The 24,604-nt window shown below is 66.5% G+C and carries 22 protein-coding genes; 17 read left to right on the top strand and 5 right to left on the bottom strand.

The genetic code is table 11. The features are described from left to right. Window positions 1-2 precede the first annotated feature (2 nt). Complete coding sequence (locus DID99_RS23575; protein ID WP_044844954.1) at window positions 3-200, top strand: hypothetical protein; 198 nt, start codon at window positions 3-5, stop codon at window positions 198-200. Window positions 201-317: 117 nt separating this feature from the next. Here DID99_RS23575 and proP read toward each other — a convergent pair whose 3' ends face one another. Then, entirely contained in the window at window positions 318-1,802 is a 1,485-nt protein-coding gene (gene proP, locus DID99_RS23570; protein WP_124523557.1) for a glycine betaine/L-proline transporter ProP, read from the bottom strand. A 540-nt stretch (window positions 1,803-2,342) separates the two neighbouring features. Between proP and DID99_RS23560 the strand changes: the two genes are divergently transcribed. After that, on the top strand, window positions 2,343-2,675 hold the full coding sequence (locus tag DID99_RS23560; protein WP_044844907.1) for a YnfA family protein: 333 nt from the start codon (window positions 2,343-2,345) through the stop codon (window positions 2,673-2,675). 40 nt (window positions 2,676-2,715) lie between these two features. Here the strand turns inward: DID99_RS23560 and dnaQ are convergent, their stop codons facing one another. The 3 genes from dnaQ to DID99_RS23545 are packed head-to-tail and all read right to left on the bottom strand — an operon-like array spanning window position 2,716 to window position 4,753. Beyond that, window positions 2,716-3,450, bottom strand: a complete 735-nt coding sequence (dnaQ, locus tag DID99_RS23555; RefSeq protein ID WP_124571578.1) for a DNA polymerase III subunit epsilon — start codon at window positions 3,448-3,450, stop codon at window positions 2,716-2,718. A gap of 50 nt (window positions 3,451-3,500) precedes the next feature. Then, complete coding sequence (rnhA, locus tag DID99_RS23550) at window positions 3,501-3,944, bottom strand: ribonuclease HI (protein ID WP_044844905.1); 444 nt, start codon at window positions 3,942-3,944, stop codon at window positions 3,501-3,503. Continuing rightward, window positions 3,941-4,753: a class I SAM-dependent methyltransferase gene (locus DID99_RS23545; RefSeq protein ID WP_044844904.1), complete on the bottom strand. Its 813-nt coding sequence runs from the start codon at window positions 4,751-4,753 to the stop codon at window positions 3,941-3,943. Before DID99_RS23545 ends, rnhA begins: the two co-directional genes overlap by 4 nt. Before the next feature lie 18 nt (window positions 4,754-4,771). On the opposite strand from DID99_RS23545, the gene gloB reads away from it, so the two are divergent. The 8 genes from gloB (at window position 4,772) to DID99_RS23500 (ending at window position 15,270) form a co-directional block, all read left to right on the top strand. Continuing rightward, window positions 4,772-5,578, top strand: a complete 807-nt coding sequence (gene gloB, locus DID99_RS23540) for a hydroxyacylglutathione hydrolase (RefSeq protein WP_124667609.1) — start codon at window positions 4,772-4,774, stop codon at window positions 5,576-5,578. A gap of 151 nt (window positions 5,579-5,729) precedes the next feature. After that, a complete protein-coding gene (locus DID99_RS23535; protein WP_124487579.1) occupies window positions 5,730-7,298 on the top strand; it encodes a transglycosylase SLT domain-containing protein in 1,569 nt (522 codons plus the stop codon). Between the two features lie 152 nt (window positions 7,299-7,450). Beyond that, window positions 7,451-8,683 carry a nitrate/nitrite transporter gene (locus tag DID99_RS23530; RefSeq protein ID WP_124667608.1) on the top strand — a complete coding sequence of 411 codons (1,233 nt, stop codon included), beginning with the start codon at window positions 7,451-7,453 and terminating at the stop codon, window positions 8,681-8,683. A 361-nt stretch (window positions 8,684-9,044) separates the two neighbouring features. Continuing rightward, entirely contained in the window at window positions 9,045-10,190 is a 1,146-nt protein-coding gene (carA, locus tag DID99_RS23520) for a glutamine-hydrolyzing carbamoyl-phosphate synthase small subunit (RefSeq protein ID WP_044844900.1), read from the top strand. 37 nt (window positions 10,191-10,227) lie between these two features. Next, window positions 10,228-10,887, top strand: a complete 660-nt coding sequence (leuE, locus tag DID99_RS23515; protein WP_124487581.1) for a leucine efflux protein LeuE — start codon at window positions 10,228-10,230, stop codon at window positions 10,885-10,887. A gap of 60 nt (window positions 10,888-10,947) precedes the next feature. Beyond that, window positions 10,948-14,202 (top strand): carbamoyl-phosphate synthase large subunit, encoded by a 3,255-nt coding sequence (carB, locus tag DID99_RS23510; protein WP_124667607.1) that lies wholly within the window; start codon window positions 10,948-10,950, stop codon window positions 14,200-14,202. A 118-nt stretch (window positions 14,203-14,320) separates the two neighbouring features. Next, complete coding sequence (greA, locus tag DID99_RS23505; RefSeq protein ID WP_021163362.1) at window positions 14,321-14,797, top strand: transcription elongation factor GreA; 477 nt, start codon at window positions 14,321-14,323, stop codon at window positions 14,795-14,797. 14 nt (window positions 14,798-14,811) lie between these two features. Then, entirely contained in the window at window positions 14,812-15,270 is a 459-nt protein-coding gene (locus DID99_RS23500) for a DUF4149 domain-containing protein (protein WP_044844897.1), read from the top strand. Window positions 15,271-15,328: 58 nt separating this feature from the next. Here the strand turns inward: DID99_RS23500 and DID99_RS23495 are convergent, their stop codons facing one another. Next, window positions 15,329-15,856, bottom strand: a complete 528-nt coding sequence (locus DID99_RS23495; protein WP_124487583.1) for a YhbY family RNA-binding protein — start codon at window positions 15,854-15,856, stop codon at window positions 15,329-15,331. 193 nt (window positions 15,857-16,049) lie between these two features. Between DID99_RS23495 and DID99_RS23490 the strand changes: the two genes are divergently transcribed. From DID99_RS23490 to pstA, 7 genes are all read left to right on the top strand, one after another. Continuing rightward, window positions 16,050-16,712 carry an RlmE family RNA methyltransferase gene (locus DID99_RS23490; protein ID WP_124487584.1) on the top strand — a complete coding sequence of 221 codons (663 nt, stop codon included), beginning with the start codon at window positions 16,050-16,052 and terminating at the stop codon, window positions 16,710-16,712. 166 nt (window positions 16,713-16,878) lie between these two features. Then, window positions 16,879-18,774: an ATP-dependent zinc metalloprotease FtsH gene (gene ftsH, locus DID99_RS23485; RefSeq protein ID WP_044844894.1), complete on the top strand. Its 1,896-nt coding sequence runs from the start codon at window positions 16,879-16,881 to the stop codon at window positions 18,772-18,774. A 28-nt stretch (window positions 18,775-18,802) separates the two neighbouring features. Beyond that, window positions 18,803-19,744 carry a dihydropteroate synthase gene (gene folP, locus DID99_RS23480; RefSeq protein WP_044844893.1) on the top strand — a complete coding sequence of 314 codons (942 nt, stop codon included), beginning with the start codon at window positions 18,803-18,805 and terminating at the stop codon, window positions 19,742-19,744. A 36-nt stretch (window positions 19,745-19,780) separates the two neighbouring features. After that, window positions 19,781-21,136, top strand: a complete 1,356-nt coding sequence (glmM, locus tag DID99_RS23475; RefSeq protein ID WP_124667606.1) for a phosphoglucosamine mutase — start codon at window positions 19,781-19,783, stop codon at window positions 21,134-21,136. Between the two features lie 454 nt (window positions 21,137-21,590). Beyond that, on the top strand, window positions 21,591-22,625 hold the full coding sequence (gene pstS, locus DID99_RS23465; protein ID WP_124487586.1) for a phosphate ABC transporter substrate-binding protein PstS: 1,035 nt from the start codon (window positions 21,591-21,593) through the stop codon (window positions 22,623-22,625). 94 nt (window positions 22,626-22,719) lie between these two features. Then, a complete protein-coding gene (gene pstC, locus DID99_RS23460; RefSeq protein ID WP_124523544.1) occupies window positions 22,720-23,703 on the top strand; it encodes a phosphate ABC transporter permease PstC in 984 nt (327 codons plus the stop codon). Next, entirely contained in the window at window positions 23,700-24,593 is an 894-nt protein-coding gene (gene pstA, locus DID99_RS23455; protein ID WP_044844889.1) for a phosphate ABC transporter permease PstA, read from the top strand. The genes pstC and pstA overlap by 4 nt, the downstream gene beginning before the upstream one ends. The last annotated feature ends 11 nt before the right edge of the window (window positions 24,594-24,604 follow it).

Genomic DNA, 24,604 nt, shown 5'->3' with positions numbered 1-24,604 from the left:
CGATGATGAGAGCGCTGATCGAATCGAGTCTGTACCACCCGTCCGTCGTGTTGCCGCTTGCCGCGCTGACGCAGCTGATGGTCGAGCGCGACTTCAATCTCGGCCAGGTCGGCCTGATCGTCGCCGCGCGGGGCGCGCAGGCAGCCGTGTCGCGTTCGCGTGCGCTGATCTTCTGCCGCCACTGCGAAGCGCACGCATGAACCCGCGTCACGTCTACGGATAAAAAAACGCCCGGCCGGCGCAAGCCGGTCGGGCGGATCGGGTTCGATCGGGCCCCGGCTTCGGCCGGGGCTTTTTCATGGGCGAGCGGGCGACGCTCAGGCGCGCGCCGGCGACACGACGCCGTAGATTTCCGCGTCGTCTTCCTCGCGCAGCTGGCGCGCCAGCTGGTGTGCCTCGCGGCGCGACGCGACGGCCGGCGGCGAGCCCTTGAGCGGCTGGCGTGCGGTTTCGGCGAGTGCGACGACCGACACGATGCCGATCACGGCCGCGCCCATCATGTAGTACGCGGGCATCATCAGGTTGTGGGTCACGTCGACGAGCCACGCGGTGACGAGCGGCGTCGTGCCGCCGAACAGCGACACCGACACGTTGAAGCCGATCGCGAGCGCGCCGTAGCGGATCTCGGTCGGGAACAGCGCCGGCAGCGCCGACGGCATCACGCCGGTGAAGCACGACAGCAGCACGCCGAGGATCAGCAGGCCGCCGAACACCGACGCGGTGGTGCCCGCATGAATCAGCATCATCGACGGAATCGACAGCGCGAGCAGGCCGACGCAGCCGGCCAGCATCACGGGCTTGCGGCCGACCTTGTCCGACAGGCGGCCGGCGGCGAGCGTCAGCGGCATCATCAGCACCATCACGATCAGCACCAGCACGAGGCTGTGCGACTCGTCGAAGTGCAGCGTCGACGACATGAAGCTCGGCAGGTACGACAGCACCATGTAGTCGGTCACGTTGAAGATCAGCACGAGGCCGACGCAGAGCAGCAGCGCGCGCCAGTTGCGCATCAGCGTCTCGCGGAAGCGCGCTTTCGGCACGGCCTTGTCCTGCGCTTCGCGCTCCTCGGCCTGGCGCTTGAACGCCGGCGTTTCCTCGAGCTTCATCCGGATGTACAGGCCGATCAGGCCGAGCGGGCCCGCGATCAGGAACGGCACGCGCCAGCCCCACGACAGCAGCGCTTCCTGCGACAGCGACGCGGTGAGCAGCGCGACGACGCCGGCGCCCATCACATAGCCGATCAGCGTGCCGAACTCGAGGAAGCTGCCCATGAAGCCGCGGCGCTTGTCGGTCGAGAACTCGGCGATGAAGGTGGCGGCGCCGCCATATTCGCCGCCGGTCGAGAAGCCCTGCACGAGGCGGGCGACGAGCAGCAGCACGGGCGCCATGATGCCGATCGACGCGTAGCTGGGGATCAGGCCGATCGCGAAGGTGCCGACGGCCATCATGATCATGGTGGCGGCGAGTACGCGCTGGCGGCCGATGCGGTCGCCAAGCGGGCCGAACACCATGCCGCCGAGCGGGCGCACGAGGAACGCGGCCGCGAACGTGCCGAAGGTCGCGAGCAGCTGCGCGGACGGGCTGCTGGACGGGAAAAACACTTTACCGAGCGTGACGGCGATATAGCTGTAGACGCCGAAGTCGAACCATTCCATCGCATTGCCGATGGCCATCGCGCTGACGGCGCGCTTGAGCAGGCTCTGGTCGACGACGGTAATGTCGTCCGCGGCGAGCGGAGCCTCGCCGGACGACGTGGAGGAAGAAGCAGCGGTCGGGCTGACGTGTGTTGCGGTCAAGGTCATGCACTCCTTTGACTGCGCCGGAACGGGCGGGCCGTCCGACACGGTTTGCCGGCGAGCGCGATGTCGTGTGCTGCGCGTCGGGGCAGGCCATTTAAGCGCTTACTGCACATGAGGCGGTAAAGGGCCGTAAGGGACTGCTTCGACGCGGGCCCGATGGGCCGTCGCGACGGTGCGCTCATGAAGAATGGGCCGCGTGATGCGAGCGGCAGATGCCGGCGCGGACGGAGTCCGGCGTTCCGGCAAGCGCCCCGGAGGGGCAACGAAACGAGAAAAGCGGGCCTGTCGGGCGGGCTTTCCTGTGGATGCAATTTCGGTCGAAGCACCGGCCCGCAATGCGCGGACGGACTTCTTGCGAAATCGAATAGACAGAGATTGAATGTTGAAACAGGCGACATGATAGCACGATGACAGACGATCGTGCAAATTGCCCGGAATCCCCCGTCTGGCGGCGGTTTCGGCGGGGCCGGCTCCGGTATGATCGGCGGCGCGCGGCGGGGTCGCGCGGCCCGCCGGATGGGGGCCGAATTTGCGAGGAACCGGATGACCGAACTGATCAGGATTGCGGCGTTGTTCGCCGTCACTGCACTGGCCGAGATCGTCGGCTGCTACCTGCCGTGGCTCGTGCTGAAAGGGGGAAGGCCTGTCTGGCTGCTGGTGCCGGCCGCGCTGTCGCTCGCGTTGTTCGCGTGGCTGCTGACGCTCCACCCGAGCGCGGCGGGGCGCACGTATGCGGCGTACGGCGGCGTGTATATCGCGGTGGCGCTGATCTGGCTGCGGGCGGTCGACGGCATCGCGCTGACCCGCTGGGATGTGGCGGGCGCGATGCTCGCGCTCGGCGGGATGGCCGTCATCGCACTGCAGCCGCGCGCTTGAGCGCGGCTGCAGGCACGGCTTCGGCGCGTGAGGCGCCGCGTCAGGCGGCTTCGGCGGCGTCCGCGTCGGCGGACTTGCGCCATACGCAGGCGCCCTTGACCGACTTGTCGAGTTCGTCGAGCTGGGCCTGGTGAGCGGCCAGTTCGTCGTCGCTCGCCGCGAGCACCGGCAGCTCGAGCGACGCGAGCGCCACGCGCTGGCCGTTCGCCGCGCCGCCGTCGGCGCCTGTGTCGTCGAGCATGTCGATCACGAGGCTGTCCTGGCCGCGCGTCATCGCGAGATAGACTTCGGCGAGCAGCTCTGAGTCGAGCAGTGCGCCGTGCAGCGTGCGGTGCGCGTTGCTGATGCCGAACCGGTCGCACAGCGCGTCGAGCGAATTGCGCTTGCCCGGGAACATCTGCTTGGCCTGCACGAGCGTGTCGATCACGCCGCCGCAATGCTCGGTGAACGGCGGCAGGTCGAGCCGCGCGAATTCTGCGTCGAGGAACCCGAGGTCGAACGGCGCGTTATGGATGATCAGCTCGGCGTCCTTCACGAAGTCGCGGATCTGGTCGACGACTTCCGCGAACTTCGGCTTGTCGCTCAGGAATTCGGTCGTGAGGCCGTGCACGGCCAGCGCGCCCGGATCGCTGTCGCGCTCGGGGTTCACGTAGATGTGCAGGTTGTTGCCGGTGAGCCGCCGGTTCAGCAGCTCGACGCAGCCGATTTCGATCAGGCGGTCGCCCGTGCGGGGGTTCAGGCCGGTGGTTTCGGTATCGAGAATGATCTGGCGCATGTCGGATAAATCGGGAAAGACGGTAGGGCGGCCTGCGTTCAGGCTGCGATTCAGGCCGCGAGCGATGCGACGCCGCGGTTCGCGAGCGCGTCCGCGCGTTCGTTTTCGGGATGGCCCGCATGGCCCTTCACCCAGCGCCACTCGACCTCGTGCTGTGCGACGAGCGCGTCGAGCCGCTTCCACAGGTCGGCGTTCTTCACCGGGGTTTTCGCCGCGGTGACCCAGCCCTTCTTCTTCCAGCCGTGGATCCACTCGCTGATGCCTTTCTGCACGTACTGCGAGTCGGTATGGACGATCACGCGGCACGGCCGCTTCAGCGCCTCGAGCGCGGCGATCACGCCCATCAGCTCCATGCGGTTGTTGGTCGTGTTCGGCTCGCCGCCGAACAGCTCCTTTTCGCGGTCGCCGTAGCGCAGCAGTGCGCCCCAGCCGCCGGGGCCGGGGTTGCCTTTGCAGGCGCCGTCGGTATAGATGTCGATGGTGTCGGTGGTCATGAGTGTTCTTGATGGGTGGTCGGAGTGGCCGCCGGCGTCAGGCCCGGCGCGAGCACGGGCTTCTTCATCTTGATCGGGCCGACGAGACGCATGCCGCGCACGCGCTTGACGGCGGTGACCATGTAGACGGCGCCGAAGATCGGCCACCAGCGGTCGCCGGCGGCTTCCATGAAGCCGTAGCGGGCAAGCCATTTGTCGGTGACGAGCGGCGGTCGGTAGCAGCCGAAGCGGCCGCGCTCGAGATCGAAGCCGAGCAGCTTGATCCAGTCCTTGAGCCGGATGAACGCGATCTGGTCGCGTGCGGCCGGCACGAACGGGCGGTTGGCCATGCGCCCGAACGACTGCCGCATGCCCCACAGGCTCAGCGAATTGAAGCCGGTGATTACGAGCTGGCCTTCCGGCATCAGCACGCGTTCGGCCTCGCGCAGCAGGCGGTGCGGGTCGGACGTGAATTCGAGCGTATGCGGCATCACGATCAGGTCGACGCTCTGCGACTCGAACGGCAGGTCGAGCAGGTCGCACCAGGTCGTGCTGCGATCGGCCGGCGCATGCTCGGGCGCATGCGCCTCGCGCGCCCACGGATACTGGTAGGGCGCGCTCGCGCCGCTCGCCGGGTCGAGCACGAGGCCGCGATACGGCATGCGGTTCTCGCGCAGCGCGTCGAGCTGCGGCAGGCCGAGCTGCAGCGCGTGAAACCCGAAGACGTCGGACACGATCCGGTCGAGCTGCGCCTGCTCCCAGTCCAGCACGTAGCGGCCGGGTGGCGAGTCGGTCCAGGCGGGCCAGTCTATAATTTGACGATCGGACATAACGATGATTGCGTGCCCATGAACGAGCTGGAATATGTGCCGGTGCCGGCATTCGAAGACAACTATATCTGGCTCGTCTCGGACGGCCGCGATGCGATCGCCGTCGATCCGGGTGAAGCCGCGCCGGTACGCCGTGTTCTTGCCGAACGCGGCTGGCGCTTGACCGCTATTTTACTCACGCACCATCACGCCGACCACGTCGGCGGTGTCGCGGCGCTGCGCGATGGCCAACCGGACGATGTGCCGCTGGTCGTTTATGGCCCGGCGGAAGAATCGATCGACGTGGTCACGCGCCCGCTCGCGGGCGGCGATCGCGTGACGCTCGGCGCACCGGCGCTTGCGTTCGACGTGCTCGACGTGCCGGGTCATACGCGCGGCCACATCGCCTATTTCCAGGCGGCCGGGCAGGGCGCGGCCACGCCTCACGTGTTCTGCGGAGATACACTGTTCTCATGCGGTTGCGGCCGGCTGTTCGAAGGCACGCCCGCGCAGATGCTCGCGTCGCTCGACGCGCTCGCGGCGCTGCCCGGCGACACGCGCGTGCATTGCGCACACGAATACACGCTGTCGAACATCCGCTTCGCGCTCGCGTGCGAACCGGGCAATGCGGCGCTCGCCGCCTGGCGCGACGATGCGCAGGCGCTGCGCGCGCGCGGCGTGCCGACGCTGCCCACGACGATCGCGCACGAACGTGCCGTCAACCCGTTCATGCGGTCGGACAGCGCGGCCATCCATGCGACGCTCGAGGCCGAGCTGCACGAAACGGTGCCGGATCGACTGGCGGCATTCACGCTGATGCGCGAGTGGAAAAACCGGTTCCGATGACGATTTCGGGAGGACTCCAAACCTCAGGTGGCGTCTGTAAAAATTGCTGCAAATGTAGGATTTCGCTGAGTTTTCGGTGTTTTTATTGACGTGAAGCACGCACTTCCGTAGTATCGCCAGCAATTTCCAGCCGTCGGAAGCCGAGATTTTCATGCGACTTATATTGAGTGCGATGGTGGTCCTGCTGCTCGCCGCTTGCGCGAGCCAGGCCCCTGTCGCCAACAACGCCGCCGATTCGCAGGCGACGTCCAACTACCTCCGTAAATCAGCCACCGCCAAAGAAACTGTCGACGTCGACAAGCAATCCGTCGGCGACCTGACCAGTGCGGACTCCGATCTCTGGGGCCGTATTCGCCGCGGCTTCCAGATGCCCGACCTGCAGAGCGACCTCGTCGACATGCAGACGACCTGGTACACGCAACGTCCCGATTACGTGCAGCGCATGACCGAGCGCTCGCAGAAGTACCTCTATCACATCGTCGAGGAGCTCGAGGCGCGCCACATGCCGACCGAGCTCGCGCTGCTGCCGTTCATCGAATCCGCGTTCAACCCGCAGGCGCTGTCGGTCGCGAAGGCGGCCGGCATGTGGCAGTTCATGCCGGGCACGGGCCGCACGTACAACCTGAAGCGCAACATGTGGCAGGACGAGCGTCGCGACGTGCTCGCGTCGACGAGCGCCGCGCTCGACTACCTATCGCGCCTGCATGACATGTTCGGCGACTGGTATCTCGCACTGGCCGCGTACAACTGGGGCGAAGGCAACGTGCAGCGCGCGATCGCGCGCAACCAGGCGGCCGGCCTGCCGACCGACTACCAGAGCCTGCGGATGCCGAACGAGACGCGCAACTACGTGCCGAAGCTGCAGGCGGTGAAGAACATCATCGCGAATCCGCAGCAGTTCGGCCTGACGCTGCCGGAGATCCCCAACCACCCGTATTTCGTGACGGTCACGACGGCGCGCGACATCGACGTGGCGGTGGCCGCGAAGCTCGCGAATCTGTCGCTCGACGAGTTCCGCTCGCTGAACCCGTCGTTCGCGAAGCCGGTGATCCTCGGCGCGACCGAGCCGCAGATCCTGCTGCCGTTCGACAACGCGGCGGCGTTCGAGAAGAACCTGAAGGCCTACAACGGCCAGTTGTCGACGTGGACCACCTATACGGTGAGCGAGCGCGCGCGCCCTGCCGCGATCGCCGAGAAGATCGGCGTGGACGCCGACACGCTGATGTCGGTCAACAAGATTCCGGCCGGCATGCGCCTGAAGCCGGGCTCGACGATCGTCGTGCCGCGCGGCGATGACGACGACGAGGACATCAGCGCGGACGTCGCGGAAAACGGCGTGCTCGCGATGGAGCCCGACGTGCCCGACACGCGCAAGATGCTGATCCGCGTGCGCCGCAAGCAGTCGATGGCGGCGATCGCCGGCCGCTACGGCGTGTCGGTCGCGCAGCTGAAGGCATGGAACCGCACGCATCGCGATCTCGCGATGCCGGGCCAGGCGCTCGTGCTGCACGTGCCGGTCGGCCGCGCGGTGCCGGCCGAGCCGGGGCCGGAGCGGATCGCGACGTCGACCGCCGGCGCGCATATCGAGCGCGCGAGCCTGTCCGTCGGCGGCAAGTCGCGCGGCGCGAAGCACGGTGCCGCGAAGCCAGCGGCCCGTGCGGCCAAGGCCGCGCCCGCGAAGGCTGCACCGAAGGCCGCTGCGCACAAGGGCAAGAAGTAACGCGGCCGCGATCGCGGCGCGGCGGCCCGACCGGGCCGCGCGATTGCGTTATCATCCGACGAAACGCGTAGCAACGCCGTCACCGAGGTGACGGCGTTTTCGTTTGTGCGCGGCAGCGCGGCCGCCGCTGCGCGCAGTCACAAGGAGAAGCGATGTCGTCGGTGCAGGTGAGGGTGCTCGCGCTGTTTGCGATCGGATATTTCGTGTCGTACGTGTTCCGCGGCGTCAATCTCGGCTTCGCGCCGTTCGTCACGCACGAGCTCGGGCTGTCGGCCGCCGATCTCGGGCTGCTCACCAGTCTCTATTTCCTCGGCTTCGCCGGCGCGCAGATTCCGGCCGGCGTGCTGCTCGACCATTTCGGCCCGCGCCGCGTGGCGGCCGGGATGCTGCTGTTCGCGGCCGCCGGCGCCGCCGTGTTCGGTATCGCGCACGATCTCGGCACGATGATGGTCGGCCGGCTCCTGATCGGCGTCGGCGTATCGGTGTGTCTCGGCGCGGCGTTCAAGGCGCTCGCGCAGCATTTTCCGGTCGGCCGGCTTCCGCTCGTCAACGGTCTCGTGATGGCGGTCGGCGGCCTGGGTGGTGTCGCGGTCGGCTCGCCGCTGACCTGGCTGCTCGGCGTGACGAGCTGGCGCGTGATCTGCGGCGGCCTCGCGGTGCTGACGATCGTCGTCGCGGCCGCGATCGGCCTCGGTGCGCCGGAAGCCGAGCGGCCGCGTCAGCAGGGCGGGATCGTCAGCCAGTTCAAGGGCACGTGGCACATCCTGGGCAGCCGTGCGTTCTGGAAGATTTCGTCGTTCTCGATCGTCACGCAGGGCGTGTTCTATGCGATGCAGTCGCTGTGGGTCGGCCCGTACCTGCGCGACGTCGCGGGGTTCGATGCGCAGCACGCCGCGCGGCTCGTGTCGGTGCTCGGCTTCGCGATGATGGCGGGCTGCGTCGGCTTCGGCGCGGCGGCGCGCGTGCTCGAGCGCCGCGGGGTGTCCGTCCAGGCATTTTGCGGCATCGGCATGGCGCTGTTCGTCGCCACGCAGGGCGCGATCGTCGCGCGCGTGCCGCTGCCGCCGGCCGTGCTGTGGGCGGCCTACGGGATGTTCGGCGGCGTCGGGATCCTGACCTACGCGGTGCTGGCCGGTCGCTTTCCGGCGCATCTGATCGGCCGCGCGAATACGACGCTGACGCTCGTGATCTTCGTGCTGATCTTTGCGTTCCAGATCGGCATCGGCGCGGTGCTGTCGCACTGGCCGGCCGTCGACGGCCATTACCCGGCCGCCGCGCACGTCACGGCATGGAGCGTGCTGCTCGCGCTGCAGCTCGCGAGCGCGGTCTGGTGCGTGTGGCCCGCGCGCAGCGCTGGCAAGCACGTTGATCCGGCGGTACGCTGACGGGTAGGGCGGCTGCGGAAACGGGGCCGCAGCAACGAGTGTCGTGCGCGACCGCGCGCCGTCACGCGCGCCGCATGCACGATCGGACGGCCATATCGATTGAAGATAAGGCCAATTTCGGGCTATAATTTGAAAGTTTGTGCTGATCAACCTCGCACCCTAGCGCCTACCTCACTCATCCCGTTCATCCGCCGCACGCCGCCTGTCGGGCGATGCCGCGAAGCCTCGTGCGCCACGCGCCGGGTTCGCGTCTCGACAACGCAGGTCGCGTCCAGCTAGCGATTCCGCGCGCCTACGCAGCGCGGCGCTCGCGCGGCAGGGTAAACAGGTCGGCAGCAGGGTGTTCCCCAAGGAGCCTCCCGTGTTGCCGTCTTTTTCTCCCGCCTTGCTTGCACTCGCCGACGGCACGGTCTTTCGTGGTTATTCGATCGGGGCCGAAGGCCACACGATCGGTGAAGTCGTGTTCAACACCGCGATTACCGGCTATCAGGAAATCCTGACCGATCCGAGCTACGCGCGTCAGATCGTCACGCTCACCTACCCGCATATCGGCAACGTCGGCGTCAACGCCGAAGACGTCGAAGCCACGAAAGTCCATGCCGCCGGCCTGATCATCCGTGATCTGCCGACGCTCGCATCGAACTTCCGCATGGACCGCACGCTCGGCGATTACCTGCGCGACGAAGGCGTCGTCGCGATCGCCGGCATCGATACCCGCAAGCTGACCCGGATCCTGCGCGACAAGGGCGCGCAGAGCGGCTGCATCCTGGCCGGCTCGGACGACGAGGCGAAGGCGATCGAGCTCGCGCGCTCGTTCGCGGGCCTCGCGGGCATGGATCTCGCGAAGGTCGTATCGACCACCAAGCCGTTCGAGTGGAAGCAGACCGAATGGCGCCTCGGCAGCGGCTACGGCATGCAGGAAGCGCCGAAGTACCGCGTCGTCGCGTATGACTTCGGCGTCAAGTACAACATCCTGCGCATGCTCGCGGAGCGCGGTTGCCACGTGACGGTGCTGCCGGCACAAGCGAGCGCGGAAGATGCGCTCGCGCTGAATCCGGACGGCATCTTCCTGTCGAACGGCCCCGGCGATCCGGAACCGTGCGACTACGCGATCGCGGCCACGAAGCAGTTCATCGAGCGTGGCGTGCCGACCTTCGGCATCTGCCTCGGCCACCAGATCATGGGCCTCGCGGTCGGCGCGAAGACGCTCAAGATGAAGACGGGCCACCACGGCGCGAACCACCCGGTGAAGGATCTCGGCGACGGTCGCGTGGTGATCACGTCGCAGAACCACGGCTTCGCGGTCGACGCGGATTCGCTGCCGGCCAACGCGCGCGTGACGCACGTGTCGCTGTTCGACGGCACGCTGCAGGGCTTCGAGCTGACCGACAAGCCGGCATTCTGCTTCCAGGGCCACCCGGAAGCGTCGCCCGGCCCGCACGACATCGGCTATCTGTTCGACCGTTTCACCGCACTGATGGACGCGGCGAAGCAGCGCAACGCCTGACGCAACTGAAGCAACCGAAGAACGGGAGATTCGCATCATGTTCGGCCACGCACTCGGCATCACGGATATCTGGACCTACGTGTTCGGCGTGATCTTCATCATCCTGCTGCCGGGGCCGAACTCGATGTACGTGCTGTCGCTCGCGGCGCAGCGCGGCGTGAAGGCCGGCTATCGCGCGGCTTGCGGCGTGTTCGTCGGCGATACGGTGCTGATGGTGCTGTCCGCCGCGGGCGTCGCGTCGCTCCTGAAGGCGAACCCGCTGCTGTTCTCCGTCGTCAAGTACGGCGGCGCCGCGTATCTGCTCTACATCGGCTCAGGCATGCTGCGCAGCGCGTGGCAGAAGCTGCGCGCGCGCAGCGATGCGCCGGCTGACGCGCCGCAGGCGGTCGACGGCGAGCGGCCGTTCCGCAAGGCGCTGATCGTGAGCCTCCTGAATCCGAAGGCGATCCTGTTCTTCATCTCGTTCTTCATCCAGTTCGTCGACCCGGCATTCCCGCATCCCGCGCTGTCGTTCGTCGTGCTCGGGGCGATCGCGCAATGCGCGAGCTTCCTGTACCTGAGCACGCTGATCTTCGCGGGCGCACGGCTCGCCGAGCATTTCCGCCGCCGCCGCAGGCTCGCGGCGGGCGCGGCGAGCAGCGTGGGCGGCCTGTTCATCGGTTTCTCGGTGAAGCTCGCGCTCGCCACCATGAGCTGAGCGCGGCCTGCCGACCGACGACAACGCCACGACAAAGATTACTTACTGAATTCACAAGCCATGCCAAAACGCACAGACATCAAAAGCATCCTCATCATCGGCGCCGGCCCGATCATCATCGGCCAGGCTTGCGAGTTCGACTATTCGGGCGCGCAGGCTTGCAAGGCGCTGCGTGAAGAGGGCTACAAGGTCGTCCTCGTGAACAGCAACCCGGCGACGATCATGACCGACCCGAACACGGCCGACGTTACGTACATCGAGCCGATCACGTGGGAAGTGGTCGCACGCATCATCGAGAAGGAGCGCCCGGACGCGATCCTGCCGACGATGGGCGGCCAGACCGCGCTGAACTGCGCGCTCGACCTGCACCACCACGGCGTGCTCGAGAAGTTCGGCGTCGAGCTGATCGGCGCGTCGCCGGAAGCGATCGACAAGGCGGAAGACCGCCAGAAATTCAAGGAAGCGATGACCAAGATCGGTCTCGGTTCCGCGAAGTCGGGCATCGCGCACTCGATGGAAGAAGCGACCCAGGTGCACGCCGAGATCATGGCCGGCACCGGCGGCAGCGGTTACCCGGTCGTGATCCGTCCGTCGTTCACGCTCGGCGGCTCGGGCGGCGGCATCGCATACAACCGCGAAGAATTCGAAGAGATCTGCAAGCGCGGCCTCGACCTGTCGCCGACGCGCGAACTGCTGATCGAGGAATCGCTGCTCGGCTGGAAGGAATACGAGATGGAAGTCGTGCGCGACCGCGCCGACAACTGCATCATCGTGTGCTCGATCGAGAACCTCGACCCGATGGGCGTGCACACCGGCGACTCGATCACGGTCGCGCCGGCGCAGACGCTCACCGACAAGGAATACCAGATCCTGCGTAACGCATCGCTCGCGGTGCTGCGCGAGATCGGCGTCGACACGGGCGGCTCGAACGTGCAGTTCTCGATCAACCCGAAGGACGGCCGCATGGTCGTCATCGAGATGAACCCGCGCGTGTCGCGTTCGTCGGCGCTCGCGTCGAAGGCGACCGGCTTCCCGATCGCGAAGGTTGCGGCGAAGCTGGCGGTCGGCTACACGCTCGACGAGCTGAAGAACGAAATCACCGGCGGCCAGACGCCGGCGTCGTTCGAGCCGACGATCGACTACGTCGTCACGAAGATCCCGCGTTTCGCGTTCGAGAAGTTCCGCGAAGCCGATTCGCGCCTGACCACGCAGATGAAGTCGGTCGGTGAAGTGATGGCGATCGGCCGCACGTTCCAGGAATCGTTCCAGAAGGCGCTGCGCGGCCTCGAAGTCGGCGTCGACGGTCTCGACGAGAAGTCGACCGACCGCGACGAGATCGCGATCGAGATCCACGAGCCGGGCCCGGACCGCATCTGGTACGTCGGCGATGCGTTCCGCATCGGCATGACGGCCGAGGAAATCTTCGCGGAAACCGCGATCGACCCGTGGTTCCTCGAGCAGATCGAGCAGATCATCCTGAAGGAAAAGGCGCTCGCGGGCCGCACGCTCGCGTCGCTGACGTTCGACGAGTTGCGCTTCCTGAAGCAGAGCGGCTTCTCCGACCGCCGCCTCGCGAAGCTGCTCGGCGCGACGCCGGAAGACGTCCGTCGCCGCCGCGTCGAACTGAACGTGCGCCCGGTCTACAAGCGCGTCGACACCTGCGCGGCCGAGTTCGCGACCAAGACGGCCTACATGTACTCGACCTACGAGGAAGAGTGCGAGGCGCAGCCGACCACCAACAAGAAGATCATGGTGCTGGGCGGCGGCCCGAACCGGATCGGCCAGGGCATCGAGTTCGACTACTGCTGCGTGCACGCGGCCCTCGCGATGCGCGAGGACGGTTACGAAACGATCATGGTCAACTGCAACCCGGAAACGGTGTCGACCGACTACGACACGTCCGACCGCCTGTACTTCGAGCCGCTGACGCTGGAAGACGTGCTCGAGATCGTCGACAAGGAAAAGCCGGTCGGCGTGATCGTCCAGTACGGCGGCCAGACGCCGCTGAAGCTCGCGCTCGACCTCGAGGCGCACGGCGTGCCGATCGTCGGCACGTCGCCGGACATGATCGACGCGGCCGAAGACCGCGAACGCTTCCAGAAGCTGCTGCAGGACCTCGGCCTGCGCCAGCCGCCGAACCGCACCGCGCGCGCCGAAGACGAAGCGCTCGCGCTGGCGGCCGAAATCGGCTACCCGCTCGTCGTGCGTCCGTCGTACGTGCTGGGCGGCCGTGCGATGGAAATCGTCCACGAGCCGCGCGACCTCGAGCGCTACATGCGCGAGGCCGTGAAGGTGTCGAACGATTCGCCGGTGCTGCTCGATCGCTTCCTGAACGACGCGATCGAATGCGACGTCGACTGCATCTGCGACGGCGAGTCGGTGTTCATCGGCGGCGTGATGGAGCACATCGAGCAGGCGGGCGTCCACTCGGGCGACTCGGCATGCTCGCTGCCGCCGTACTCGCTGTCGAAGGAAACCGTGGCCGAGCTGAAGCGCCAGACGGGCGCGATGGCGAAGGCGCTGAACGTGGTCGGCCTGATGAACGTGCAGTTCGCGATCCAGCAGGTGCCGCAGGCGGACGGTTCGAAGCAGGACATCATCTACGTGCTCGAAGTGAACCCGCGCGCGTCGCGCACGGTGCCGTACGTGTCGAAGGCGACCAGCCTGCCGCTCGCGAAGATCGCGGCGCGCGCGATGGTCGGCCAGAAGCTCGCGCAGCAGGGCGTGACGAAGGAAGTCGAGCCGCCGTACTTCAGCGTGAAGGAAGCGGTGTTCCCGTTCGTCAAGTTCCCGACCGTCGATCCGGTCCTCGGGCCTGAAATGCGTTCGACCGGCGAAGTGATGGGCGTCGGCCAGACCTTCGGCGAAGCGCTGTTCAAGTCGCAGCTCGCGGCCGGTTCGCGCCTGCCGGAGTCGGGCACGGTGCTGCTCACCGTGATGGATGCCGACAAGCCGAAGGCGGTCGAAGTCGCGCGCATGCTGCACGACCTCGGCTACCCGATCGTCGCGACCAAGGGCACGGCTGCCGCGATCGAAGCGGCCGGCGTGCCGGTGAAGGTCGTGAACAAGGTGAAGGACGGCCGTCCGCACATCGTCGACATGATCAAGAACGGCGAGATCGCACTCGTGTTCACGACGGTCGACGAGACGCGCCAGGCGATCGCCGATTCGCGTTCGATCCGCATGAGCGCACAGGCGCACAAGGTCACGTACTACACGACGATGTCCGGCGCGCGCGCGGCCGTCGAAGGCCTGCGCTACCTGAAGGATCTGGAAGTCTATGATTTACAAGGTCTTCACGCTCGCCTAAACTAAGCAGTCAGTTACCTGTCGAAGCAACACGTGCCGCGATTAAGCGGTGTTTCCGGTTCACCGGAAATACGTTTAATCGCGGTGATTTTTTTTATAGCCGTTTTTAGCGATTGAGCCGTTTATGAGCACCATTCCGTTGACAAAGCGTGGCGCAGAGCAACTGCGCGATGAATTGCAGCGCCTCAAGTCCGTCGAGCGGCCGGCCGTGATCAACGCGATCGCGGAGGCTCGCGCACAGGGCGATCTGTCCGAAAACGCCGAATACGACGCTGCGAAAGAAAAACAGGGCTTCATCGAGGGTCGCATCGCGGAAATCGAATCGAAGCTGTCGGCCGCGCAGGTCATCGATCCCACCGTGCTCGACGCCGAAGGCCGCGTGGTCTTCGCATCGACGGTCGAACTCGAGGATCTCGAGTCCGGCGACACCGTCAAGTACCAGATCGTCGGCGACGACGAAGCCGATATCGATCACGGCCTGATCTCGGTCAGCTCGCCGATCGCGCGCGCGCTGATCGGCAAGTCCGAAGGCGACGTCGCGGCCGTGCAGGCGCCGAGCGGCGTGCGCGAGTACGAAATCATCTCGGTCAGCTATATCTGAAGCGGGGCGACGTGATGCCGCATCGCGTGTTCCGTCTGCTGTCGGCCGTGTGGGTCGGCAGCCTGCTGACGATCGGGTATGCGGTCGCGCCCGTGCTGTTCCGGACGCTGGAGCGGATGACGGCCGGCTCGGTCGCCGCCCAGCTGTTCCGCATCGAGGCGATCCTCGGTGTGGTATGCGGCGTGCTGCTGCTCGCGCTGTCGAACCAGCAGGTGCGGCGCGGCAGCGGCGATTATCGTCGCGTGCGCTGGATCGTCGCGGCGATGGTCGCGTGCGTGCTGGTCGGGTATTTTGCGTTGCAGCCGTTCATGAACGCGCTGCGGGTGGCCGCGATGGAGGCGGGCACCGATATCGCGAACTCGCCGTATGCGAGCCGCTTCGGGATGCTGCACGGCGTCTCGAGCCTGTTCTATCTCGTCGAGAGCGTGCTGGGGCTGATGCTGATCTGGCGTCTGCCGGCGCAAGACGCCTGAATGGCCTGAGCGCCGCGCGGGCAACGCGGCACGGGGTGCCCCGTGCCGCGCGGCGGGATTACTTGCCCTGGTGCGGCCGCTTCGTGCTGGCCTGACGCTTTTTCGCGCGCTTCACCGTGCCGCCTGCCGTCACGCGCTCGTTGCCGCGCACCGTGACCTTCACCGGCCGCGGACGGCGCACCGGGCTCGCGTTCGGCGACACCTTGACGACCTTGACGGTGCGCGGTGCACGGCCTTTCTTGTCGTCGACGGCTTCGGCCGCGCTCGGCAGCGCGCCGGCACGACGGCCGCGGGCCGGGGCCGTCACGGCAGCCTCGGGCTTCCAGATCACCAGCAGCTTGCCGATGTGCTGGATCGGCGCCGCGTTCAGGCGGTCGCAGATCTCGTCGTAAATGGCGACGCGCTCGTCGCGCTCGTCACCGAACACACGGATCTTGATCAACTGGTGCGCAGCGAGGTGCACCTTGATTTCCTTCAGCACGGCGTCGGTGAGCCCTTCGGCGCCGATCAGCACGACGGGCTTGAGCGCATGGGCCTGGGAGCGCAGCGCGGAGCGCTCGGCGGGGGAAAGCGAAAGGGCGGGCATGGAAATGTCGAAATCTAAATAGGGGCGCGCTGCGTCAGAAGCGAATCGCGGGAAGTTACCGCATCAGCCGCGCGCCGAAACCACGTAAAATCGCGGCTTGGGCCCGGAAGGGGCCGCAGCCGCGCGAAGAAGACGCGTATTATCCGCCAAAAGCACGGCTTCACGAAGCAAATAGCAGCAATCTCTCTCTCGAATGGCAAAAAACCGCTTTAACCAGCACTGGCTGCACGACCACATCAACGACCCGTACGTCAAAATGGCGCAGCGGGAGGGCTATCGCGCGCGCGCCGCGTACAAGCTGAAGGAAATCGACGAGCAGGACAAGCTGATCCGTCCGGGCCAGGTGATCGTCGACCTCGGCGCGACGCCGGGCAGCTGGAGCCAGTATGCCCGCAACAAGCTCGCGCAGGGCAAGAAGCGCGACGCGGAGCGCGAAGGCGGCATCGACGGCACGATCGTGGCGCTCGACATCCTGCCGATGGAGCCGATCGCCGACGTCCACTTCCTGCAGGGCGATTTCCGCGAGGACGACGTCCTCCACCGGCTCGAAGAAGTGCTCGAAGGTCGCGCGGTGGACCTTGTTATTTCCGACATGGCCCCCAACCTCTCCGGCGTGGCCTCGGCGGACGCGGCGCGCATCGAGCATCTGTGCGATCTGGCGCTCGAATTCGCGCAGAATCATCTGAAGCCGGACGGTGCGCTGCTCGTGAAGTGCTTTCACGGCAGCGGCTACAGCCAGATCGTCGAAAAGTTCAAACAGCAGTTTAAGACTGTCGCGCCGCGCAAGCCGAAGGCGTCCCGCGACAAATCGTCCGAAACGTTCATTTTGGGTCGGCATCTGAAGCATCCGCGCTGACGCGCAGCGGCGTGCCGCAAACGGGCTCCGGCCCTTGCCAGACAAGCGAAGCGCTATCGCGGCGGTTGTCAATCCTTATGGCAGGGGTGGTCGGACTGGATTAGAATGACCGAGGAGCGCCGCAAGGAAAATGTAGGCGCTCGTCTACGAGTGAAGGAGTGGTGCTTTGAACAACAATATGTTTTCGAAGGCAGCAGTGTGGCTGGTGATCGCACTGGTGCTGTTTACGGTGTTCAAGCAGTTCGACAAGCCCCGCGTCCAGGAAGGTGTGTCCTATTCGCAGTTCATGGACGACGCCAAGAACGGCAAGGTCAAGAACGTCATCGTTCAGGGGCGCAACCTCACCGTCACTCCGGCTGATGGCCAGAAATACCAGATCGTGTCGCCCGGCGACATCTGGATGGTCGGCGATCTGATGAAGTACGGCGTGCAGGTCAGCGGCAAGGCCGACGACGAGCCGAACGCGCTGATGTCCGCGCTGTACTACCTCGGGCCGACGATCCTGATCATCGTGTTCTGGTTCTACATGATGAGGCAGATGCAGGGAGGCGGCAAAGGCGGCGCATTCTCGTTCGGGAAATCGCGCGCGCGGCTGATCGACGAGAACAACAACGCGGTGAACTTCTCCGACGTCGCGGGCTGCGACGAAGCGAAGGAGGAAGTGTCCGAGCTCGTCGACTTCCTGCGCGACCCGCAGAAATTCCAGAAGCTGGGCGGTCGCATTCCGCGCGGCGTGCTGCTCGTCGGCCCTCCGGGTACCGGCAAGACGCTGCTGGCCCGCGCGATCGCCGGTGAAGCGAAGGTCCCGTTCTTCAGCATCTCGGGTTCCGACTTCGTCGAAATGTTCGTCGGCGTCGGCGCGGCCCGTGTGCGCGACATGTTCGAGCAGGCGAAGAAGCACGCGCCGTGCATCGTGTTCATCGACGAAATCGACGCGGTCGGCCGTCATCGCGGCGCCGGCATGGGCGGCGGCAACGACGAGCGCGAGCAGACGCTGAACCAGATGCTGGTCGAGATGGACGGCTTCGAAGCGAACTCGGGCGTGATCGTGATCGCCGCGACCAACCGTTCCGACGTGCTCGACAAGGCGCTGCTGCGTCCGGGTCGTTTCGACCGCCAGGTCTATGTCGGCCTGCCGGACATCCGCGGCCGCGAGCAGATCATGCGCGTGCACCTGCGCAAGGTGCCGATCGCGAACGACGTCGACGCAGCGGTCATCGCGCGCGGCACGCCGGGCTTCTCGGGCGCCGATCTCGCGAACCTCGTGAACGAAGCGGCGCTGTTCGCCGCCCGCCGCGGCAAGCGCATCGTCGAGATGCAGGATTTCGAGGACGCGAAGGACAAGATCTTCATGGGTCCGGAGCGCAAGTCGGCGGTGATTCGCGAGGAAGCGAAGCGCGCCACGGCTTACCACGAGTCGGGCCACGCGGTGATCGCGAAGCTGCTGCCGAAGGCCGATCCGGTACACAAGGTCACGATCATCCCGCGCGGTCGCGCGCTGGGCGTCACGTGGCAGCTGCCGGAGCACGACAACGAGACGTATTCGAAGGATTACCTGCTCGACCGCCTGGCGATCCTGTTCGGCGGCCGCGTGGCCGAGGAGCTGTTCCTGAACCTGATCAGCACCGGCGCGTCGGACGACTTCAACAAGGCGACGCAGACGGCACGCGCGATGGTGGCCCGTTTCGGCATGACCGACGCGCTCGGGCCGATGGTCTACGTCGACGACGAGAGCGACAACGGCCCGTTCGGCCGAGGCTTCACGCGCACGATCTCGGAAGCGACGCAGCAGAAGGTCGACGGCGAAATCCGCCGCGTGCTCGACGAACAGTACGGCCTTGCACGCCGCCTGCTCGAAGAGAACCGCGACAAGGTGGAGGCAATGACGGCCGCGCTGATGGAGTGGGAAACGATCGACGCCGATCAGATCAACGACATCATGGAAGGGCGTCCGCCGCGCTCGCCGAAGAGTTCGCCGGCTGTCGGCGGCGATTCGTCGGGCGGCGGCACCACCGCCGAAGTGAAGCCCGGCAACGCGCCGGCGCCTGCTTCGCCGGCCTGACCTTCGCCGTAGCACCGTTCACGGGCTGGTGTGGCTTCACACCGGCCCGTTTTGCATTCATCAACGCCTCCCGCCCGTGCCCGATTCCGCTGTTTCAGCATCCATTCCCGCGCCGCTGCAGTGCGGCCGTTTCTCCCTGACGTTCGAGCGCCCGCTCGTGATGGGCATTCTGAACGCCACCCCCGATTCGTTCTCCGACGGCGGCCGCTTCCTCGCGCGCGACGATGCGCTGCGCCAGGCCGAGCGGATGATCGCCGAAGGCGTCGACCTGATCGACATCGGTGGCGAGTCGACGCGTCCCGGCGCCCCGCCCGTGCCGCTCGACGAGGAACTCGCGCGCGTGATCCCGCTGGTCGAAGCGTTGCGGCCGCTGAACGTGCCGCTGTCGATCGACACCTACAAGCCGGCCGTGATGCGCGCGGCGCTCGCTGCCGGCGCGGACCTGATCAACGACATCTGGGGTTTCCGTCAGCCGGGCGCGATCGATGCGGTGCGCGAGGGTAACAGCGGGCTGTGCGCGATGCACATGCTCGGCGAGCCGCAGACGATGCAGGTCGGCGAGCCCGATTACGGCGACGTCGTAAGCGACGTGCGCGATTTTCTCGCCGCGCGCGCGCAGGCGCTGCGCGACGCGGGCGTCGCGCCGGAACGGATCTGCGTCGATCCGGGCTTCGGGTTCGGCAAGGCGGTGGTCGACGACAACTACGCGCTGCTGGCCGCGTTGCCGGACACGGCGCCGGCGCGGCCCGACGGGCGCGCGTATCCGATTCTCGCGGGCATGTCGCGCAAGTCGATGCTCGGCGCGGTGATCGGCGGCAAGCCGCCGATGGAACGCGTCGCGGCGAGCGTGGCGGCCGCGTTGTGCGCGCTCGAGCGTGGAGCTGCGATCGTGCGCGTGCACGACGTCGCGGCGACGGTCGATGCGTTGAAGGTCTGGAACGCCGTGCGCGAAGCCGCGCGGCAACGATAAGTCAGAAATCAGAAAGACGAAGGAGGAAGGTTCGCCATGGGACGTCGATATTTCGGCACGGACGGCATTCGCGGCACGGTGGGCGAGGCGCCCATCACGCCTGATTTCGTGTTGCGTCTCGGCTATGCAGCCGGCAAGGTACTGGCCGGTGCGGCCGACGTCGCGGCCGGTGCACGGCCGACGGTACTGATCGGCAAGGACACGCGCGTGTCGGGCTACATGCTCGAGGCCGCGCTCGAGGCCGGCTTCTCGGCGGCCGGCGTCGACGTGATGCTGGCCGGCCCGATGCCGACGCCGGGCGTCGCGTATCTCACGCGCGCGCTGCGCCTGTCGGCCGGCGTCGTGATCAGCGCATCGCACAACCCGTACCAGGACAACGGGATCAAGTTCTTCTCCGCCGACGGCAACAAGCTGCCCGACGAAACGGAAGCCGAAATCGAGGCATGGCTCGACAAGCCGCTCGAATGCGCATCGTCGGACCGGCTCGGCAAGGCGCGCCGCCTCGACGATGCGGCCGGCCGCTACATCGAGTTCTGCAAGAGCACGTTCCCGGCCGCCTACGATCTGCGCGGGCTGAAGCTCGTGATCGATTGCGCGCACGGCGCCGCGTACCAGATCGCGCCGCACGTGTTCCACGAGCTCGGCGCGGACGTGATCCCGGTCGGCGTCGCGCCGAACGGCTTCAACATCAACGACGGGGTCGGCGCGACGGCGCCCGACGCGCTGATGCGCGCGGTGCGGGCGAACCATGCGGACCTCGGCATCGCGCTCGACGGCGATGCGGACCGCCTGCAGGTCGTCGATTCGACCGGCCGGCTGTACAACGGCGACGAGCTGCTCTACGTGCTCGTGAAGGACCGCATCGCGACCGTCGGCAAGGTCGACGGCGCGGTCGGCACGCTGATGACGAACTTCGCGGTCGAAGTTGCGCTGCAGCGTGAGGGCGTCGAGTTCGTGCGCGCGGCGGTCGGCGACCGCTACGTGCTCGAACAGTTGCGCGAGCGCGGTTGGCAGCTCGGCGCGGAAGGCTCGGGCCACATCCTGTCGCTCGACCGCCACTCGACCGGCGACGGCATCGTGTCGGCGCTGCTCGTGCTGGCCGCGCTCAAGCGCAGCGGCCGCACGCTCGCGCAGATGCTCGACGGCGTCACGCTGTTCCCGCAGAAGCTGATCAACGTGCGGATGAAACCGGGTGCCGACTGGAAGGGCAACGCATCGATTCGCGCGGCGATCGACGCGGCCGAAGGCGCGCTGGCCGGTCACGGCCGCGTGCTGATCCGCGCGTCGGGCACCGAGCCCGTGCTGCGCGTGATGGTCGAGGCCCGGCATGCGGCCGACGCGACGCGTCACGCGGAAGCGATCGCCGACGCGGTGCGCGCGGCGACGGCCTGAACCGGCTCGGCGACGGCGCGCGACGGTCCGGCCGTGTGCGCGCCGCCGCCCCGGTGATTCGACATGCGGCGCCTGCGGGCGCCGCAATTCGTCAGACGCAAAGGTTTGCGCTATTAAACAGAAGGCGCTTTCGACGCGGATTTCGTCTGATCAAAGAAATCCTCCGTCCCTGAATCGTGACAGCCGCGGCAAGGGGCTTTCCGGCCCGCGCGCGCTGCGATACGATCCGCTCGCAACCCGCATCGGCGGGCGCGGATCTGCCTCTTCCCGACCGGCAATTCTTGCCGCCAACCCCGCCACGCCGCGCTTGTGCTGCTGCCCGAACCGGGCCCGCTACACCCTTTCAACCAGTCATGTTACTGTCACGCCAGTTTCATCGATTGTCACATTATCGTCATGAGGAGCCCCTAACCTTCGCGGTGCCGTAGTCATCCGCTCACACACTGGAGGTCTCATGAAATTGATGCAAACCGCGATTGCCGGCCTGGCTGGCGCGCTTTTCGCAGTCGCCGCGCAAGCTGCCGACATCACGGGCGCAGGCAGCACGTTCGCGATGCCGATCTATACGAAATGGGCTGCGGACTACCAGCAGTCCGGCGGCGCGAAGGTGAACTACCAGGGTATCGGCTCGTCGGGCGGCCTGAAGCAGATCGTCGCGAAGACGGTCGATTTTGCCGGTTCGGACGCGCCGCTGAAGGATGACGAGCTCGCGAAGGAAGGCCTGTTCCAGTTCCCGACGGTGGTCGGCGGCGTGGTGCCGGTGATCAACGTGCCGGGCGTGAAGGCCGGCGAACTGACGCTGTCGGGCCCGGTGCTCGGCGACATCTATCTCGGCAAGATCAAGAAGTGGAACGACCCGGCGATCGCCGCGCTGAACCCGAAGGTCAAGCTGCCGGATACGGACATCGCGGTCGTTCGCCGCGCTGACGGCTCGGGCACGAGCTTCATCTGGACGAACTACCTGTCGAAGGTCAACGACGAATGGAAGTCGAAGATCGGCGAAGGCACGACGGTCAACTGGCCGACGGGTACGGGCGGCAAGGGCAACGACGGCGTCGCGGCGTTCGTGCAGCGCCTGCCGGGCGCGATCGGCTACGTCGAGTGGGCGTACGCGAAGAAGAACAACATGATCTACACGGCCCTGAAGAACTCGACGGGCACGGTGGTCGAGCCGAAGACCGAAACGTTCAAGGCCGCTGCTGCAGGCGCGAACTGGTCGAAGTCGTTCTACCAGATCCTGACGAACCAGCCGGGCAAGGAAGCATGGCCGGTCGTCGGCGCGACGTTCGTGCTGCTGCACGCGAAGCAGGACAAGCCGGAGCAGGGCGCCGAAACGCTGAAGTTCTTCAGCTGGGCGTTCAAGAACGGCGAGAAGGCTGCCGACAGCCTCGACTACATCTCGCTGCCGGCATCGGTCGAGACGGAAATCCGCAAGCAGTGGAAGACGAAGGTGACGGACGCATCGGGCAAGCCGGTCGCCGCAGAGTAAGCCATCCAGCGGTTCGCTGCCCGGTCGTGCCGGCCGGGCAGTGTGTGCGGTAAGGCCGGGCGTTACGGCGCCCGGCGATCCAGAACAGGCGCCCATGTCTGATATTTCGTACACGTCCTCCCGGTCCGATGCCGCGCAGCAACGCGCGCCGAGCCGTCTCGGAGACGTTCTGTTCGGCGGCCTCGCACGGCTCGCCGCGATCGTGACCCTGCTGCTGCTGGGCGGGATCATCGTTTCCCTCATCATTGCGTCGCTGCCGACCATCCAGAAGTTCGGCCTCGGCTTCCTGTGGCAATCCGAGTGGGATCCGAACTCGGATGTCTACGGCGCAGTCGTGCCGATCTACGGCACGATCGTGACGTCGTTGATTGCACTCGTCATCGCGGTGCCGGTCAGCTTCGGCATCGCGCTGTTCCTCACCGAACTGTCGCCCGTGTGGCTGCGCCGCCCGCTCGGCATCGCGATCGAACTGCTCGCCGCGATTCCGTCGATCGTGTACGGCATGTGGGGCCTGCTCGTGTTCGCGCCGATCTTCGCCGAATACTTCCAGAAACCGATCGGCCGTCTCTTCAAGGACGTGTGGGTGCTCGGTCCGCTGACGGCCGGCGCGCCGATCGGCATCGGCATTCTCGCGGCCGGCGTGATCCTCGCGATCATGATCATCCCGTACATCGCATCGGTGATGCGCGACGTGTTCGAAGTCACGCCCGTGCTGCTGAAGGAATCGGCGTACGGGATCGGCTGCACGACGTGGGAAGTGATGTGGAAGGTCGTGCTGCCCTATACGAAGACCGGCGTGATCGGCGGCGTGATGCTCGGCCTCGGCCGCGCGCTCGGCGAAACGATGGCCGTGACCTTCGTGATCGGCAACACGAACCTGCTCGACAGCGTGTCGCTGTTCGCACCGGGCAACAGCATCACGTCGGCGCTCGCGAACGAATTCGCGGAAGCGCAACCGGGCCTGCATACGTCCGCCCTGATGGAACTGGGCCTGATCCTGTTCGTGATCACGTTCATCGTGCTGTCCATCTCCAAACTGCTGCTGCTTCGTCTCGAGAAGGGAGAGGGCAAGAAATGAGCGAGCCCATCATGAATTTCCCGGGGCCGAACGGCGCCGCGCTCGACGCGATGCGCAACCGCCTGCAGCGCAAGCGCAAGGTGACCAACGCGATTGCGCTGACCGCGTCGCTCGCCGCGATGGCATTCGGCCTGCTGTGGCTCGTGTGGATTCTCTACACGACGGTGCATCTCGGTGTCGGCGGCCTGTCGCTGCAGCTGTTCACCGAATCGACGCCGGCACCGAACACCGAAGGCGGCGGCCTGGCGAACGCGATCGTCGGCAGCCTGCTGCTGTGCGGTTTCGGCACGCTGGTCGGCACGCCGATCGGCATCCTCGCGGGCGTCTATCTCGCCGAATACGGCCAGAAGAACCTGCTGGCGAGCACGATCCGCTTCATCAACGACATCCTGCTGTCGGCGCCGTCGATCGTGATCGGCCTGTTCGTGTACGCGATCGTCGTCGCGAAGTCGGGGCGCTTCTCGGGCTGGGCCGGCGTGATCGCGCTCGCGCTGCTGCAGATCCCGATCGTGATCCGCACGACCGAGAACATGCTGAAGCTCGTGCCGAACGCGCTGCGCGAAGCAGCCGTCGCGCTCGGCACGCCGAAGTGGCGCATGGTGCTGAAGATCACGCTGCGCGCGTCGGTCGGCGGGATCGTGACGGGCGTGCTGCTCGCGGTCGCGCGGATCGCCGGCGAAACGGCGCCGCTGCTGTTCACGGCCCTGTCGAACCAGTTCTTCTCGGTCGACATGAGCCAGCCGATGGCCAACCTGCCCGTCACGATCTACAAGTTCGCGATGAGCCCGTTCGCCGAATGGCAGTCGCTCGCATGGGCGGGCGTGTTCCTGATCACGCTCGGGGTGCTCGGACTCAACATCCTGGCGCGCTCAATCTTCTCGAAAAAGTAACGGCGGAGCAA

The sequence above is a fragment of the Burkholderia sp. Bp8986 genome (genome assembly GCF_003854225.1).
GTDB lineage: Bacteria > Pseudomonadota > Gammaproteobacteria > Burkholderiales > Burkholderiaceae > Burkholderia.
Note: the sequence above shows the minus strand (reverse complement) of the source record. Positions and strands in the feature narration are given on the sequence as shown.